The organism is Maricaulis parjimensis (assembly GCF_016817355.1).
In the GTDB taxonomy this organism is placed as follows: domain Bacteria; phylum Pseudomonadota; class Alphaproteobacteria; order Caulobacterales; family Maricaulaceae; genus Maricaulis; species Maricaulis parjimensis.
Window position 1 is genome coordinate 40,669 of sequence record NZ_JADOTT010000004.1, and the last position, 16,164, is coordinate 56,832.

14 protein-coding genes are annotated in these 16,164 nt (G+C 63.1%); 9 read left to right on the forward strand and 5 right to left on the reverse strand.

The features are described 5' to 3' along the window. Positions 1 to 5 precede the first annotated feature (5 nt). Entirely contained in the window at positions 6 to 1,208 is a 1,203-nt protein-coding gene (locus I0K07_RS07830; RefSeq protein ID WP_203292285.1) for a DUF3089 domain-containing protein, read from the reverse strand. Positions 1,209 to 1,348: 140 nt separating this feature from the next. On the opposite strand from I0K07_RS07830, the gene I0K07_RS07835 reads away from it, so the two are divergent. Next, on the forward strand, positions 1,349 to 2,020 hold the full coding sequence (locus I0K07_RS07835) for a DUF502 domain-containing protein (RefSeq protein ID WP_203292286.1): 672 nt from the start codon (positions 1,349 to 1,351) through the stop codon (positions 2,018 to 2,020). Here I0K07_RS07835 and recG read toward each other — a convergent pair. Further along, entirely contained in the window at positions 2,012 to 4,096 is a 2,085-nt protein-coding gene (gene recG / locus I0K07_RS07840) for an ATP-dependent DNA helicase RecG (RefSeq protein WP_203292287.1), read from the reverse strand. The two genes, I0K07_RS07835 and recG, sit on opposite strands and share 9 nt — an antisense overlap. 77 nt (positions 4,097 to 4,173) lie before the next feature. On the opposite strand from recG, the gene I0K07_RS07845 reads away from it, so the two are divergent. From I0K07_RS07845 to I0K07_RS07855, 3 genes are all read left to right on the forward strand, one after another. Further along, entirely contained in the window at positions 4,174 to 4,467 is a 294-nt protein-coding gene (locus I0K07_RS07845; protein ID WP_203292288.1) for an FAD assembly factor SdhE, read from the forward strand. 19 nt (positions 4,468 to 4,486) lie between these two features. Further along, positions 4,487 to 7,987: a transcription-repair coupling factor gene (gene mfd, locus I0K07_RS07850; protein WP_203292289.1), complete on the forward strand. Its 3,501-nt coding sequence runs from the start codon at positions 4,487 to 4,489 to the stop codon at positions 7,985 to 7,987. Positions 7,988 to 8,063: 76 nt separating this feature from the next. Next, positions 8,064 to 8,354, forward strand: a complete 291-nt coding sequence (locus tag I0K07_RS07855; protein ID WP_203292290.1) for a hypothetical protein — start codon at positions 8,064 to 8,066, stop codon at positions 8,352 to 8,354. 18 nt (positions 8,355 to 8,372) lie between these two features. Here the strand turns inward: I0K07_RS07855 and I0K07_RS07860 are convergent, their stop codons facing one another. Continuing rightward, positions 8,373 to 9,689 (reverse strand): diguanylate cyclase domain-containing protein, encoded by a 1,317-nt coding sequence (locus I0K07_RS07860; RefSeq protein WP_203292291.1) that lies wholly within the window; start codon positions 9,687 to 9,689, stop codon positions 8,373 to 8,375. Positions 9,690 to 9,782: 93 nt separating this feature from the next. On the opposite strand from I0K07_RS07860, the gene I0K07_RS07865 reads away from it, so the two are divergent. Further along, positions 9,783 to 10,871 carry a CaiB/BaiF CoA transferase family protein gene (locus tag I0K07_RS07865; protein ID WP_203292292.1) on the forward strand — a complete coding sequence of 363 codons (1,089 nt, stop codon included), beginning with the start codon at positions 9,783 to 9,785 and terminating at the stop codon, positions 10,869 to 10,871. Here I0K07_RS07865 and I0K07_RS07870 read toward each other — a convergent pair. Next, a complete protein-coding gene (locus I0K07_RS07870; RefSeq protein ID WP_203292293.1) occupies positions 10,868 to 12,079 on the reverse strand; it encodes a pentapeptide repeat-containing protein in 1,212 nt (403 codons plus the stop codon). The two genes, I0K07_RS07865 and I0K07_RS07870, sit on opposite strands and share 4 nt — an antisense overlap. Before the next feature lie 336 nt (positions 12,080 to 12,415). Between I0K07_RS07870 and I0K07_RS07875 the strand changes: the two genes are divergently transcribed. Further along, on the forward strand, positions 12,416 to 12,667 hold the full coding sequence (locus I0K07_RS07875) for a hypothetical protein (RefSeq protein WP_203292294.1): 252 nt from the start codon (positions 12,416 to 12,418) through the stop codon (positions 12,665 to 12,667). A gap of 37 nt (positions 12,668 to 12,704) precedes the next feature. On the opposite strand, the gene I0K07_RS07880 is transcribed toward I0K07_RS07875, so the two are convergent. Further along, on the reverse strand, positions 12,705 to 13,697 hold the full coding sequence (locus I0K07_RS07880; protein ID WP_203292295.1) for a helix-turn-helix transcriptional regulator: 993 nt from the start codon (positions 13,695 to 13,697) through the stop codon (positions 12,705 to 12,707). Between the two features lie 116 nt (positions 13,698 to 13,813). On the opposite strand from I0K07_RS07880, the gene I0K07_RS07885 reads away from it, so the two are divergent. From I0K07_RS07885 to I0K07_RS07895, 3 genes are all read left to right on the forward strand, one after another. Next, complete coding sequence (locus I0K07_RS07885; RefSeq protein ID WP_203292296.1) at positions 13,814 to 14,728, forward strand: YihY/virulence factor BrkB family protein; 915 nt, start codon at positions 13,814 to 13,816, stop codon at positions 14,726 to 14,728. Between the two features lie 61 nt (positions 14,729 to 14,789). Next, the gene (locus I0K07_RS07890) at positions 14,790 to 15,494 is read left to right on the forward strand and encodes a CoA transferase subunit A (RefSeq protein ID WP_203292297.1); all 705 of its coding nucleotides are present in this window, start codon (positions 14,790 to 14,792) and stop codon (positions 15,492 to 15,494) included. Next, positions 15,494 to 16,153 (forward strand): CoA transferase subunit B, encoded by a 660-nt coding sequence (locus I0K07_RS07895; RefSeq protein WP_203292298.1) that lies wholly within the window; start codon positions 15,494 to 15,496, stop codon positions 16,151 to 16,153. Before I0K07_RS07890 ends, I0K07_RS07895 begins: the two co-directional genes overlap by 1 nt. Positions 16,154 to 16,164 lie beyond the last annotated feature (11 nt).

Genomic DNA, 16,164 nt, shown 5'->3' on the forward strand with positions numbered 1-16,164 from the left:
ACTGATCAGTATTCGCGCCGGTCCGGGATCGGCACGACGGGCGAGTCTTCCACATCCTCCACATCCATGATGGGCGGCGCCCAGCGCCGCTCGTCCTGGAGGAGTGTGATCAGATTCAGGCTGCGCCGCGCCGCATCCAGGCGCAAATCCTCATAGAAGAGATTGAAGGGTGGAACCCGGTACTCTTCCGCCAGACGGCGGCCATGCTGCAGGGCGGGCGAGGTGGGCGGTTCGATGAAGAGCAGCCCGTCCGCACATTGCGCCCCGGTCTGCCCGGACAGCGGCGCCGGCGTGGCGTCCGGCGGCAGGCCTTCGGCAGCCACAGCACCGCGATGCAGGCGGGCCGAAGCATACTCATCCGTACGTGTACCCAGGATCGGGTTGACGCAGAGCAGACCGCGCCCGTCCACGAAATCCAATTGCCCGGGCGCCGTCCAGGTCATCATGCGTTCGGTGAGGATCCGGATGCGCTGATCATCCGTCTGCTCGACATAGGAATAGGCCATCACGCAGCGCACATCTGCAGGCGTTTCGCAGGGCGGGATATCGGCAAGCGGGCCGGTGAACAGGTCCAGCGGCACCGGGGTTTCCAGCACATAGGCCGCAATCAGGCGGGCCCGCAGGTCTTCATCACCCGATACCCGTTCCATCAGAAGGCCCAGCACATGAAACCCGCCCTGGCCGACCCCTGCGAGCAGGATGGGACGATCCTCGCCAATCTGGGCGAGGAAGGCCTCAAAGGCCATGCGCACATCGCCATAGGCAAATTCGCGGGCCAGCAGGGAATCCTCGCGATTATTCATCAGGGTGTAGAGAGAGGCCTGACGATAGCGGGGTGCGAAGAGGACGCCGGAATTGGCGAAGGGCGCGGCGTAATTGGGCAGGGCGGAACGCTCCACAGCCTCCACCGTGCTCGCCTTGTCCAGCTCACCCACCCAGTTGGAGCCGCCGGAATAGGTGGTGGGGTGCACGAAGAAGACGGCGGGTTCATCGGCATCTGTGAAATCGCCACGGGCATACCAGGCCTCCGCGCTGGCATAATCGGCGCCAGGCGGCGGTGTATAGGTCTGAAAGGGTTCGCCGGGGTCCTGGAAGGTCTGGAAGATCTGGTCCCGCAGCAGCCAGCTGGCCGCCAGGATTAGGCCCAGCAGAATGCCGGCACCCGTCAGGATCATCCATCGGGCCAGGGTTACGGGACTCGCGAGCATGAGAATCTCTCTCTTCCGGGCATTGCCAGCGTGACAGACTTGCGCGCGATTGGCGGCACCGCAACCATCACGTAGTGTATTCCCCGCTTGGGGGAATCATCCAGTTTGCGCTTCGCGCCTTGTTCTTGAACGGGAATGCCATGTTTCGCTGGCTTCGCAATAGTTTCCTGACCGGGATTGTCATCGTCACACCGCTCGGCGTGACCTTCTATCTCATCGTCACATTCGTGAATTTCGTCGACAATGTCGTCAAACCACTGATCCCCGCCCGATATAATCCGGAGAATTACCTGCCCGGTGATTTCACCATTCCGGGCCTGGGCGTGCTGATCGCAGTGCTTCTGCTGACCCTGCTGGGCGCCCTCGCAGCCAATATTTTTGGTCGTTCGATCATCGGCTTGGGCGAACGCATCCTCGCGGGCGTTCCCCTGGTGCGGAATATCTACGGCGCGATCAAGCAGATCGTGGAGACGGTATTTTCCGGAAAGAGCAATTCCTTCAAGGAAGTCGTGCTGATCGAATACCCGATGAAGGGGACTTGGGTCGTCGCTTTCGTCTCGGCCAATGGCAATGCGGAATTGCGCAAGAATATCGCCGAGGATGTGATCGGCCTTTTCGTACCGACCACGCCGAACCCGACGTCCGGCTTCCTGCTCTATACGCCGCGTTCCAATACGGTGCCGATCGATATGTCGGTGGAAGAGGCCGCCAAGCTGATCATTTCCTTCGGCATGGTCTCGCCGGACAAGCTTCCGGCTGACGTGCAGGACACCCTGCCACCTGAAGTCACCGATCCGGAAAACCTAGCCTGATTTGAGCAGGCGCACGCCTTGGTCCTGTTCGAACAGATAGAGCAGGACCCGCAGGGCCTCACTGCGCTCACCCGCCAATTCCGGGTCATTATGGACATCCAGCCGGGCCTGGTCATTGGCGATAGCGATGAGATCGCCATGGCGTTCCATGTCGGCGAGCCGGAAAGCGGGTAAGCCGCTCTGGCGCAGGCCAAGCGGATCACCCGCCCCGCGCAGGCGCCAGTCTTCTTCGGCAATCTCAAAGCCGTTATCCGTGGCCCGCATCATTTCCAGACGGGCGCGGGCGGTTTCGCCCAGCGGCCCCTTGTACAGAAGCAGGCAGGAAGAGGGTTTGTCGCCCCGGCCAACCCGTCCGCGCAATTGGTGCAGCTGGGCCAGGCCGAAGCGTTCGGCATGCTCGATGATCATCACAGTGGCATCGGGAGCGTCGACACCGACTTCGATCACTGTGGTGGCCACCAGGACATCCATTTCCCCGGCGCGGAAGGCCGTGGCCATGGCTTCCTTTTCCGCCGGTTTCATCCGCCCGTGCAGCAAGCCGACGCGGTTTTCCCCCAGCTGGGCCTTGAGATGCCGCCAGCGATCCTCCGCCGCCGAAAGTTCCGACATCTCCGATTCCTCGACCAGCGGACAGACCCAGTAGACGCGGTCGCCACGATCAATGGCGCGCCGGACCCCGTCCACGACTTCGTCCAACCGCTCCATATTGATCAGCCGGGTTTCCGGCGGGATGCGCCCGGCGGGCTTCTCGTCCAGCCGTGAGACGTCCAGATCGCCATATACGGCAAGGGAGAGGGTGCGCGGGATCGGTGTCGCTGTCATCACCAGCGTGTCCGGACGGCGGCCCTTGGCGGTCAGGCGCATGCGGTCGGAAACGCCGAAACGATGCTGCTCATCGATCACCACGAGTCCGAGATCGCCAAACTCGATCCCTTCCTGGAAAAGCGCATGCGTGCCGCAGATCACATCCACCGAACCCTCTGACATGCGCTGCAACAGGTCTGCGCGCGTCTTGCCCTTGTCCCGGCCCGTCAGGGCAATCACGGAAAGCCCGGCTGGTTCAAGAAGTTGTGCCAGGGTCTTTGCGTGTTGGCGGGCGAGAATCTCGGTCGGCGCCATGATCGCCGTCTGCGTTCCCGCCTCGGCCGCCTGCGCGGCGGCAAGGGCCGCCACAAAGGTTTTGCCGGCACCGACATCCCCGTGCAGGAGCCGGGTCATGTGAGCCGGGGATTCCATATCCGCCTTGATCGCCTCAAAGGCCCGCGTCTGGGCACCGGTCGGTGCAAAGGACGCGGCCGCCAACAGGGCTTTCACCTTGCTCCCATCGCCCTGCAGGGGCCGTCCGGCTTGGGCCTTGCGGCGGGAGCGAACGAGCTGCAGCGCCAGTTGGCGGGCATAGACTTCATCAAAAGCCAGGCGTTCGCGCACCGGGGTTTCCGGATCGAGATCGGCGAGGGATTGCGGTGCGTGCAGCTGGCGCACGGCACTTTGGAAGTCAGGCCAGGCATGCTGGTCCTTGAGACTGTCCGGCAGCCATTCCGGCAGGGGCGGGCAGAGGTTGACCGCGCCGTGTACCGCCTTGCGCATCGTCTTGGCGACGATGCCGGCCGTCAGCGGATAGACCGGCTCCAGCAGCGGGGTCTCGTCCGCCTCTTCCTCGGTCATCACCAGATCGGGATGCAGGATCTGGATTTCCGAGCCATAGCGATCACACTTGCCCGAGACGATCCGGGTTTCGCCGACCGGCAATTGCTTTTTCAGATAATCCGGACGGCCATGGAAATACACCAGGTGGAGAAAGCCCGTCCCGTCATACATGCGCACCTTGTAGGGCTGGCCCTGACGGCGGCCGGGAATGTGTTCTTCCACTTCGGCTTTCAGCGTGACGATCTCATTCTCCGGCGCCTCTTCCACCGTGGTCCGGCGGGTCCGGTCGACCATTCCGACGGGCTTGTGGAAGAGCACATCCTTCACCCGCGGACCGGTCAGCTTGGCCAGCAGTGTGGCCAGGCGCGGACCGATCCCGGGCAGGGCGGTCACATCCTGGAAGAGGGGGAAGAGAATCTCGGGACGCATCGTGACCGCACCTTAGCGGCAAGTTCAGCCGCTGCCACCGGTCGACGTCGCGGCTCTGGCAGACTATATCGCCGGACATGAGTGAAAGCCCCGAAATCCTCCGCAAGAAACTTCGCATCCGGGCCTGGCGGCGCGGCTTCAAGGAAGCCGACCTGATCCTGGGCCGGTTCTGCGACGACAATATCGACGGCATGTCGCCGGATGAGCTTCTGGTCTTCGAGCAATTGCTCGACCAGCAGGACCAGGACTTGTATGGCTGGATCATCGGCCGCGAGCCGACGCCGGAAGAATTCGACACGCCGATCATGGACCGGGTCAAAGCCTATCGTCCCCACACCGATGCCGCCTTTGGTGACGGGCCGAAGGGCTGATTGAAAAGAGCAGGGCGCAATGGTCGATATTGAAATGATCGCCCGGGCCAAGGGTGCCGCCACGGTCTGTGGGGCCCCGGAAGGCCTGGATGCCCTGATCTTCGCGGACACGGCCCGCGCCCATGGCGGGCTCAATGTTTTCATTGCCCGTGATGACTCGCGCGCAGCGGCCTTTGTCTCGGCGCTGGAATTCTTCGCGGCTGATATCGAGGTCTTGCGCCTGCCGGCCTGGGACTGTCAGCCCTATGACCGGATTTCGCCGTCTCCGCGCGTTGCGGCCCGCCGCGCTGCGACCCTGGCCCGTCTGGCCTCCGGCGATCTGAAATCTCCCTCCATCCTGGTCACCACCGTCAATGCGATGGCCCAGCGCTGCCCGCCGCATGCCGTGCTGGCGGATGCCGGCATTTCGGTCCGTCCGGGCGCCACAGTCGATGTGGAAGCGCTGAAACAGCATTTCAGCGTCAATGGCTATGCCCGCACCGCCACGGTGATGGAACCGGGTGATTTCGCGGTGCGCGGCGGTGTGGTCGATGTCTATCCGCCCGGCGCGCCGGAACCGGTCCGTCTCGACTTCTTCGGCGATACGCTGGAATCCATCCGCGCCTTCGATCCGGAAACCCAGCGTTCGACCAAGCAGATGGACGGGATCGCCTTCACCCCGGTCAGCGAGGTCCTGCTGGACGAGGCCAGCGTGTCACGCTTCCGCTCCGGTTTTGTGAAGACCTTCGGCGCAGTGCATGACGACCCGATCTATGAACAGGTCAGCGCCGGCGCTCGTCCCGCCGGGGTGGAGCACTGGCTGCCGCTCTTTTACGACACGCTGTCCACGCCTTTCGACTTCCTGCCGGCGGACGCCATGGTCGCGCTCGATCATCTCAGCGAAGATGCGCTGGATGAGCGGATCAGCCAGGTCTCCGACTATTATGAGGCCAGGATCGCGGCCGGCGAAGCCAAGCATGACAATGCGCTCTCCGCGCCCACCTACCGGGCGCTGAAGGCCGACGCGCTCTATTTCACGGAAACCGACTGGCAGTCCGCCCTCAAGGATCGCGTCGTCCGCCGCTATACGGCGTTCCAGGAACCGGGCCCGCAGACGATTGATGCCGGCGGCAAGCAGGGCAAGACCTTCTCCGCCGAACGCGCCGCCCAGGACACGAATGTCTTCGACGCCGCAGCCTCCCATGTCCGCGCCCTGTCCAAGGACGGCAAACGCGTCGTGCTCGCCTCCTGGTCCGGTGGGGCCTCGGAACGTCTGGCCGCCGTGCTGGGCGATCACGGCATCAGCGGTGTCGTGGCCTGCGAGCACTGGCAGGACGTCGCCAAGCTCCAGCCTGGAAAGGTGGCACGGGTCATCCTGCCGTTGGAGCGCGGCTTCGAGACGGCCGAGATCGCTGTCTTGTCCGAACAGGACATTCTCGGTGATCGCCTGGCGCGCCCCCGCCGCCGGCGCAAGTCTGCGGATATCATCGTCGAAGCGGGTTCGCTCTCGCCGGGTGATCTGGTCATCCATGCCGACCATGGCCTGGGCCGTTTCATCGGGCTGAAAACCCTGCCGGTCAGCGATGCGCCACACGATTGTATCGAGCTGGAATATGCCGGGCAGTCCAAACTCTACCTGCCGGTCGAGAATATCGAACTGCTCTCGCGCTATGGCGCGGAATCCGAGACGGCCCAGCTGGACAAGCTGGGCGGGGTCGCCTGGCAGGCGCGCAAGGCCAAGGCCAAGAAACGCCTGCGCGACATGGCCGACCAGCTCATCAAGATCGCGGCGGAACGCCTGGCCCGCAAGGCCGAACCGATCGAACCGCAAAGCGGCGTGTTCGACGAGTTTTGTGCAGCCTTCCCCTATGCGGAAACCGATGATCAGCTGAATGCAGTCGAGGATGTGTTCGGGGATCTGGCCAAGGGCCGGCCGATGGACCGGCTGATCTGCGGCGATGTCGGTTTCGGCAAGACCGAGGTGGCCCTGCGTGCGGCTTTTGTCGTGGCGATGAGCGGCCAGCAGGTTGCGGTCGTGGCACCGACCACACTCCTGGCCCGGCAGCACTACAAGACCTTCCAGGAGCGTTTCCGCAATTGGCCGATCAAGGTGCGCCAGCTCTCCCGCCTGGTCAGTTCCAAGGAAGCCAAGCTAACCCGCGATGAACTCTCGGCCGGCAAGGCCGAAATCGTGATTGGCACGCATGCGCTTCTCGCCAAGACCGTGAAATTCTCCGATCTCGGCCTGCTGATCGTCGATGAGGAGCAGCATTTCGGGGTGAAGCACAAGGAACGCCTCAAGGAGATGCGCTCCGATGTCCACGTGCTGACCCTGACGGCGACCCCGATCCCGCGGACGCTGCAACTCTCCCTGACGGGCATTCGCGACCTGTCCATCATCGCGACCCCGCCGGTCGATCGTCTCGCCGTGCGCACCTATGTGGCCCCCTTCGATCCGGTCTCGATCCGCGAAGCCCTGCTGCGCGAGAAATACCGGGGAGGACAGGCCTTCTTTGTGGTGCCGCGCATTTCCGATCTGGAGGATACGGCAGCCTTCCTGCGCGATAATGCGCCGGAGGTCAGCTTCATCGCCGCCCATGGCCAGATGGCGCCGAGCCAGCTGGAAGACATCATGACCGCCTTCTATGAGGGCCGGTATGATGTCCTTCTGTCCACGACAATCGTGGAATCCGGCATCGATATCCCGACGGCCAATACGATCATCGTGCACCGGGCCGACCGGTTCGGCCTGTCCCAGCTCTACCAGCTGCGCGGACGGGTGGGGCGGTCCAAGACGCGGGCCTATGCCTATCTCACCACGCCGATGCGCCAGAAGATCACGGACAGCGCCGAGAAGCGCCTGAAAGTCATGCAGTCTCTGGACAGTCTGGGTGCCGGCTTCACCCTGGCCTCCCACGATCTGGATCTGCGCGGCGGCGGCAATCTACTGGGCGAGGAACAGTCCGGCCATATCAAGGATGTCGGCGTCGAGCTTTACCAGTCCATGCTCGAAGAGGCGGTCGCCTCCCTGCGCGGTGGCGGCGAGGAAGAGAGCGATGGCGAATGGTCGCCGCAGATCAATGCCGGCGGTGCGGTTCTCATCCCGGATCATTACGTGCCGGATCTCGATGTCCGCCTGCAGCTTTATCGCCGCCTGTCCTCACTCGATACCAAGACCGAGCGCGAAGCCTTTGCCGCCGAGCTGATCGACCGGTTCGGACCGCTGCCGCAGGAAGTGGAAACCCTGATGCGTGTCGTCGCCGTCAAGGCGTTGTGCAAGCATGCCGGTGTGGAGAAGGTGGATGCCGGACCGAAGGGGGCTGTCATCAGCTTCCGCGGCGACAAATTCATCGATCCGCCGGGCCTTGTCGGTCATTTGCAGAAAAATCCGGCGCTCTGGAAAATCCGTCCGGACCACAAGATCGTGCTGCGCGCCGAATGGGACGCGCCGGAAGATCGCTTGCGGGCCGTTGAACGGGCCCTGTCGCCGCTGGCGGATATCGCCGTGCGGGCCCGGAAAGCCGCTGAAGAGACCGTTTGAAGCCTCCCCCGTTCGGGGGATCATCAACAGGCCGCTATTCGCTAATCTCCTGTCAGATCAAACGGGGAGGCAAGCGGTGAAAGACTATCTGGAACCGGTTTTCATGATTTTCACGGGCCTCGGCTTCATGGCTTTTCTGGCCGCCATGCTGCAGGTCCGGGCCCATTTAAAGGGCTTGTCCGGAGCGTGCCTCAAGGCCGCCATTCTCTGCCTGCCCCTGGCCTTGCTGGCCTTTGCCTGGGCCGGCAAGGAAAACACGCTCAACAAGGCCACACCCTTTATCCTCGGCGGTGGCGGAATTGTCTTTGCAGCCCTGCTCCTGCTGGCGGGTGGTCTGGTGCTGTGGGTCCGCGAACAGAAGGCCTGACTGGATCCGGTCGTCAGGTCAGGCCTGAGCCGTAATGAGATTGGGGCGCTGGAGGCCGCGCAGGGCGCGTTCCACGAGGGCTTCCGCCGTTTCACCCGGACGCGGTTGAACCGGTGCAGCCCGGACACTCAGCCGGAAGGGCTGAAGCGGATCATCACTTTCAAAGGCTGTGCATTCCGCAATCGCCGCCACGCGGGCCGCGACGCAATCAATGCCGGGCGTGTCCGTGAAGGGCAGGACGGCGAGGAAGGTATCTTCGGAGAAACGGGCCGCGGCATCTTCCGTGCGCAGCAAATGCCGCAGCATGGCGGCAAACTGGCGGCGGGCTTTCTCGGCCGAGACCGAATCCGGGGCACTGGAGCCCTCTGGCAGCACGACCTGAAGTGCGATCATCGCGAAATAAAGTTCATCCCGCGCTGCGCCATTGAGCAGATCCTGGATGTGCGAGGTCAGGAAGCCGGAATTGAACAGACCGGTCTCGATTTCCAGCGAACGCGGATCGCGGCAGGCTTCCAGGGCGTTCTTGGCGTGGCGACGACGGCGGCGTTCGCGGGTCAGCGTCAACACGCGCTCGCGCAATTCTTCATCATCCGCCTTGGGCGGCAGGATGTCGGACACGCCGCGGGCAAAGGCTTCTTCGGCCGCCTGATTGTCCAGCGTGTCGGCCAGCAGCAGGACCGGCGTGTGATAGAGCCGGGCATTGCGGCGCATGGCCGAGGAAATGGTGAAGGCGATATCGCGCTTGCCGACCGCATTCAGCACCACCGCATCAAACGGCCGTTCATGCAAATAGTCGAAGGCGGAATAGGAGGAGAAAGCGGCGACCACATCGGCATCGGCCGTTTCCAGCGCGTGCTTCAACCCCATGAAACGCGGCGAGGCTTCGCCGACATAGAGGATGGCCGGCGGCGTTTCTTCACGTTCTGCGGCGGGCGTGCGCTGGCCATAGAGCCGGGTGACTTCAGTCCGGCGCTCGGCAATGGTTTCCATCACGCTGAGGCGGAAGAGGGCGCGGATACGCGCCGCAATCTGCACGGCGGGAGCCGGTTCGCGCAGCCAGGCATCGACATGCTCATCGGCGGTCAGACCTGTCGGGCCGACGACCAGAACCGGATAATCCTCACCGGCAAAACGGGAGAAGGCCGCGAGACCATCGCGGACATCATTGTCACAATCGGCGAGGATAATGCCCCCGGCCCAGGACTGGTTGCGCCGGGCCGGCGGAGTGTCGGCGCGTACGATGCGACAAGTCAGGGCAAGGCGACCCAGCTGGTCCGCCAAGGTGTCCACTCGTTCGGACAAACCGAATACGAGGACATCCAGCGTGCGTCCCATGCGTCCCCCTGCCGACTTGATTGCTGATGCCGTATTTCGTGAGTTTGTCACAAGTGCCACGCTTCTGGAACAGACGAATCAAAGGTTGGCGATATGAAACCCCAAGGTCCTCTAAAAGGCGTTAAAGTGCTGGAGTTTGTTGGTCTGGGACCGGCACCCTTCTGCGCAATGATGTTGTCCGACATGGGCGCAGACGTGGTCCGCATCGACCGTCCGGGCGCCCATGGCGGCGGTTCCGGCGATATCATGGGGCGCGGTCGGCGCTCGATTGCCCTCAATCTCAAGGATGAAGACGAGCTGGCCCTGTGCCGCAAGCTGATCGCCAAATCCGACATTCTCCTGGAGGGCTATCGTCCCGGCGTGATGGAGCGCCTGGGCCTGGGGCCTGATGTCGCCCTGAAGGAAAACCCGGCCCTGGTCTATGGCCGCATGACGGGATGGGGCCAATATGGTCCGCTGGCCCACGCCGCCGGTCACGACCTCAACTATATCTCCATCACCGGTGCCCTTGGCGCAATCGGGCCGAAGGAAAAACCAGCCATCCCGCTCAATCTCGTCGGTGATTTCGGTGGCGGCGCCATGTATCTCGGCTTCGGCGTGCTGGCCGCCCTGACCCATGCGCGAACGACGGGGGAAGGGCAGGTCGTCGACGCCGCCATTGTTGACGGCGCGGTTTCCCTGATGGCCTCCCAGCACCAGCTGATCTCCGCCGGGATCTGGAACACCCAGCGCGAAAACAATCTCCTGGATGGCGGCTGCCACTTCTATTCCGTCTATGAATGCGCGGACGGCCAGCATGTCTCGGTCGGTCCGCTGGAGCCGGAATTCTACGCCCTGCTTTGCGAGAAGCTCGGCGTGGACATGGCCGATTATCCCAATGACTGGACCGGCAAGGGCTGGGAATCGGGCAAGGAAAAATTCGCGGAAATCTTCAAGCAGAAGACAAGGGATGAATGGTGCGACCTGCTGGAAGGCACCGATGCCTGCTTCGCACCGGTCCTGACCTATGAGGAAAGCGCCGCCCATCCGCACATGGTGGAGCGCGGGACCTATCAGGACATGGACGGGTTTCGCCATCCGGCACCGGCGCCGCGTTTCTCGCGCACACCGGCCGCGATCCAGGGACCGGCACCTGTGCCCGGATCCGACCGTGAGGCCATTCTGGACAGCTGGGATATCTAGCGGGTGATCGCCGTGCGGGTCTGCTCACCGGGCAGACCCAGTGCGGTCAGGCTGTCCCGGTCGATGCGGACATAGTTGAGGTCCGCACCGTCCAGCCGTGTCTGGTCGAATTGCGCGCCGCTCAGATCCGCAAAGCGCAGGCTGGCCCCGGACAGATTGACCGGTAGGACCCGGCCAGCGCCCAGCATGAGCGGGGACAGATCAGCTCCGGACAAATCGGCATGGGACATCAGCGTGTTCGAAAGGTCGGCGCCGCGCAGGTCCGCCTTGTGCAGGATACAGCTGCGCAGATCGGAGCCAGACAAGCGCGCGCCTTGCAATTGCGCGCCCGTCAGATCCAGGCCGGACAGGTCCGAACCCATCGCGCGCAGCGCGGTGAGGGCGCGTCCCCGGGTTTCTCGGGCCTCGGTCAGATCCAGTCCGGACAGATCCACCTCGTCCGGCTTGCGGCCGGCCACACGCTGTTCATGCCTGTCGAACAGGGTGTCGGCCGGACGGTCCGGCTGGCGGGTCTCCGGCGGTTCGCGGCGAGCGGGATCGGCACCGGTCTGACAGTTCTGCGTGCTCGCCTGTTCGGTCCGCGCCTGGCGCTCATCACTGCCACGCAGGTCCGCACCTTCCAGATTGGCGCTGCCCAGATCGCTGCCTTTGAGACGGGCACCGCGCAGGCTGGCGCCGGACAAATCCGCCCGATTGAGCCGGGCGAGACCGAGATCGGCATCATCAAAACAGGCTTTTTGCGCACTCACACCGGCCAGCCGGGCCTTGCCCAGCGCCGCGCCGGCGAGGTCGGCGCCATCCAGGCGCGCAGGCTTGCTGGAGAATTTCCCGTCAGAATCGCTGGAGGCGAATTCGCGGAAGTCCGTTCCCAGTGCCGTACAGGCAATGAGGCGGGCCTCGGTGAGGTCGCAGCCGCGCAAATCGGCCCCGTCCAGATGGGTGGCGATCAGGCTGGCCTGTTTCAGCGAGGCACCGGCCAGTTTGGCACCCGAAAAATCAGCGCCATCGAGGCAACAGCCATCGAGCAGGCAATTGGAGAAATCGGCATCGCGCCAATCCTGGCCCGACAGGTCGAGCCCTTGCAGACTGTCGCCGCAGAACACCGCACGGCGTCCCTGCGGCTGGCCGGTCAGGAAACGCAGATGCGCGGCCTGGGCCTGGCCAAGCCGGTCCTGTGTCCATTCCTGTTGTTTCCGAGCCGAATTCATTGCGTCGCCGTCACCCGTCCGATTGACCGATAGCCAAGCCGATTTGGCCTGACAAGCAAGCGCATGAAGCCGTAAAAATTTTCGTTCAGCTTTCTGTTCATGTCGGGTTCAGCGCGCAGGACCTAGGGTCAATCTCGAGAACGGCGAACACCCTGTAGTCCCTCGCTCGTTGGCCGGTCTCTATATCGAATAGATAGCCCAAAGCGCCGGTCGCCCCCAACGACCGGCGCTTCTTCTTTTTGGCGTGTCTGCACAGGCCGATTGAGGGGTGACAGGTTTTGTCCGGGCGCTCTGGCATTCTCCAATCATCGAAGAACACACGAGATGGAGAGCCCGATGGCGATCGCAATCAATGCCTATGTCGAAGGTGCCGGTGGCGCACTGCGCAACATGGTCCCGCACCGTTTCCGTGACGGTTTCTATCGCATGCAGCGTCCCGGTGACACGATCGATTGTGTCCATGTGGAAGATGTCCGCTCGATCTGCCGCTATCTGGCCAAGGGCTACCAGCTCGCCATGAGTGCCGCCGACGGCCATTCCATGCCCTCCTGGCAGAACTCCGACCAGGTCCGTATCGCCGTCCGCTGATGCATCGGCGACGGCTCTCCGCTCGGGGCAGTCCTGTTCAGGGAAGTCCGGGAAAGTCGCTGCGGCGGTGATCCCGGACCATGTCCGCCAGGGCCTGCGGCTGGATCACGTCGACCTGATCGCCCCAGGCATAGAGATGCCAGCACATTTCCAGCAATCCTGACGCCATGAAGCGGACCATCAGGGAGCCATCCTCCAGCGTTTCGCTGGTCTGGTCGGGATGAAAGCGGAAGCGCGCCGCATGGGCCGCAGCCCGCGGTGTGAATTTCCAGACCACTTCGCCGAACTCCGCCGCATTCTGGAAGACCCCGAATGAGCGATTGGCATAGGTTTCCAGATCGAAATCCTCATCCCGCGCGAACCAGTCCTCGGTAACCTCCGCCTCCGCGATATCCTCGACCCGGTAGTGCCGCATGATGCCATCACCGCGCACCCGGTCACGTCCCACTAGATAGCGCCGTGCGCCCAGCAGCAGCCCATAGGGTTCCACTTCCCGCGTGCTCGCTTCCTGGTCCTGGCGGCCGCGATAACGGATCTTCAGCACGAAGGGCCCCTTGAGCGCCTCGGCGATGGCGCCATCGATCCGCGGATCGGAGACGGGCTGCGGGCCGGGGCGGGCGGCATGACCCATGGCTTCCAGCAAGGCTTCCTCATCGGCTTCCAGGCCCGGCCGTCGCTTGTCCGGCAGCAGCATATTGATGGTTTCACGCAGGGAGCGCAGCTGGGCGGCTTCGGGACCCAGACCCTGACGCTCCAGCGTGGTGCCGGCCAGTTCCAGCGCTGCCACTTCATCGGCCGTCGGCGCGAAGAATTCGGCGACCTTGCGCCGTGGCACGCGCCAGCGCTTATGGCCCTGGCTGTCGACATAATCCTCGGTGTCCGGAAAGACCCGCACCAGCGCATCCGTCATTCGCTGGGCCGTACGACGCACGCATTCGAATTCCGACTCGATCTCGCTAAGGGAGACGCCGGCATAGTTCGATGCCATTTTCGCCAGTTGCAGCAGCTCCACTGCCTTGGAAAAGGACATGGGGTTATCCTGTCACCGCAATCGGGCCACTCCCGCTTGCACCACGCGACATATTTACCGATTCCCGTAAGATAGCGGCCCCGGTAAAAACGGGGCAGGGGTTTCGGGGCGAAGACATGATCAGGAAGATCAAGATGGACAGGGTGCGGACACACCCTCTGTTTACAGTGGCATCGGTGATCGTGGCAGCGATCAGCCGCTCCATGGCGCGTGATGTCATGCTGTTTGCCGGCGGCGCGTCCTATTTCGGCATGCTGGCCCTGTTTCCGGCCATGGCCCTGGCCATGTCCGTCTATGGTCTCACCAACTCGATCGAAGATGCCGAGGCACAGATCGCGCGTATCGCCGAGATCATGCCGCCCGGCGCGCAGGATTTCGTCCTCGCCCAGTTGGGCCGTCTGGCAGAAGCGCCGATCTCCGCCCTGTCGGTCAATGGCGCGATCGCCCTGGCGATTGCCCTGTTTGCTGCCTCGAGGGGGGTAAAGGCGATCATCGCCGGGCTCAATCACCTCGCTGAAGACCAGGACATCCGCAATGTGATCCATTTCAACATTCTGGCCATGGGATCGGTCCTGATCGGCGGAGCCTTGCTGACGGCCGCCAATCTGGCGGTTCTGGTCATCCCGGTCGTGCTGCGTCAGGTGTTCGATTTTCTCGGCCTGGATCCGCTGGATATCCGGGGCTTCTTCAATGAATGGACCACGGCGGCCCTGGTCATGTTCGTGGCGCTGGAATTGCTCTACCGCATGACGATGCGGCGGCGGCATGAGGCGGTCAGCTGGCGCGCCTCGACGATTGCCGCTCTGGTCTCGACCTCACTCTGGCTGGGCCTGTCGAAGGGCTTCTCCATCTATGTCGCCCAGATCGTGGACTTCTCCGTCTATGGCTCGCTGGGTGCCCTTGTGGTCTTCCTGCTGTGGATTTATTGGTCCGCCTATGCGGTGTTTTTCGGTGGTGCACTGGCCATCGAAGTGGACGCCCGACGGCAGGCAGCGCGGCAAGACAATTCGGCGAACGCAGGGGCCGACTAGCTTTTCCCGCCTGCCGCTATATAAAACATGAACCAGATATCAACTTTGCACAGAGGTCTGCATGAACAAGGTATATCCGGACGCCAAGACCGCGCTTGACGGGCTTGTGTTTGACGGGATGACGCTGATGGCCGGCGGGTTCGGCCTGTGCGGCATTCCGGAAAACTCGATTGCCGCCCTGCACGCCAGCGGCGTGAAGGACCTGACGGTCGTGTCCAATAATTGCGGGGTCGACGGTTTCGGTCTCGGCATCCTGCTCGACGCCAAGCAGATCAAGAAAATGGTCTCCTCCTATGTCGGTGAGAACAAGGAGTTCGAGCGCCAATTCCTGTCCGGCGAGCTGGAGCTGGAATTCAATCCGCAGGGCACGCTGGCCGAGCGCATCCGCGCCGGTGGTGCGGGCATTCCGGGCTTCTTCACGAAAACCGGTGTCGGCACGCTGATCGCGGAAGGCAAGGAACACCGTGAATTCGACGGCGAGACCTACATCATGGAAACCGGCCTGAAAGCCGATGTGTCCATCGTGAAAGCCTGGAAGGCGGACCCGCAGGGCAATCTCGTCTTCCGCAAGACCGCCCGCAATTTCAACCCGATGATGGCGACGGCCGGCAAGGTCACGATCGCCGAGGTCGAGGAAATCGTGGAATTGGGCGAACTGGATCCGGACGAGATCCACACGCCGGGCATTTTCGTGCAGCGCCTGTTCAAGGGCGATTTTGAGAAGCGCATCGAACAGCGCACGGTTCGCGAAAGGGAGAGCGCATAATGGCCTGGACCCGCGACGACATGGCGGCACGCGCCGCGCAAGAGCTGGAAGACGGTTTCTACGTCAATCTCGGTATCGGCATCCCGACCCTGGTGGCCAACCACATCCCGGACGGAATCGATGTCACCCTGCAGTCGGAAAACGGCATGCTGGGCATGGGGCCTTTCCCCTATGATGACGAGGTGGATCCGGACCTGATCAATGCCGGCAAGCAGACCATTACCGAACTGCGCCGCACCTCCTATTTCTCCTCTGCCGACAGTTTCGGCATGATCCGGGGCGGGCATATCGACCTGTCCATCCTGGGCGCGATGGAGATCTCGGAAACCGGCGATATCGCCAACTGGATGATCCCCGGCAAGCTGGTGAAGGGCATGGGCGGTGCCATGGACCTGGTCGCCGGCGTCAAGCGCGTCGTCGTGATCATGGATCACGCCAACAAGGCCGGTGAACCGAAGCTTCTCAAGGAATGCTCCCTGCCGCTGACCGGCAAGGCCTGCGTCCACCGCATCATCACCACGCTGGGCGTGTTCGATGTGAAGGGCGACCATCTGGAGCTCATCGAACTGGCCCCGGGCACCAGCCTCGATGAAATCGCCGCGAAGACCGAGGCGAAGTACACGGTGGCGGAAAAACTGGTCGAACACGAGGCTGCCTGACCCGCCTGTCC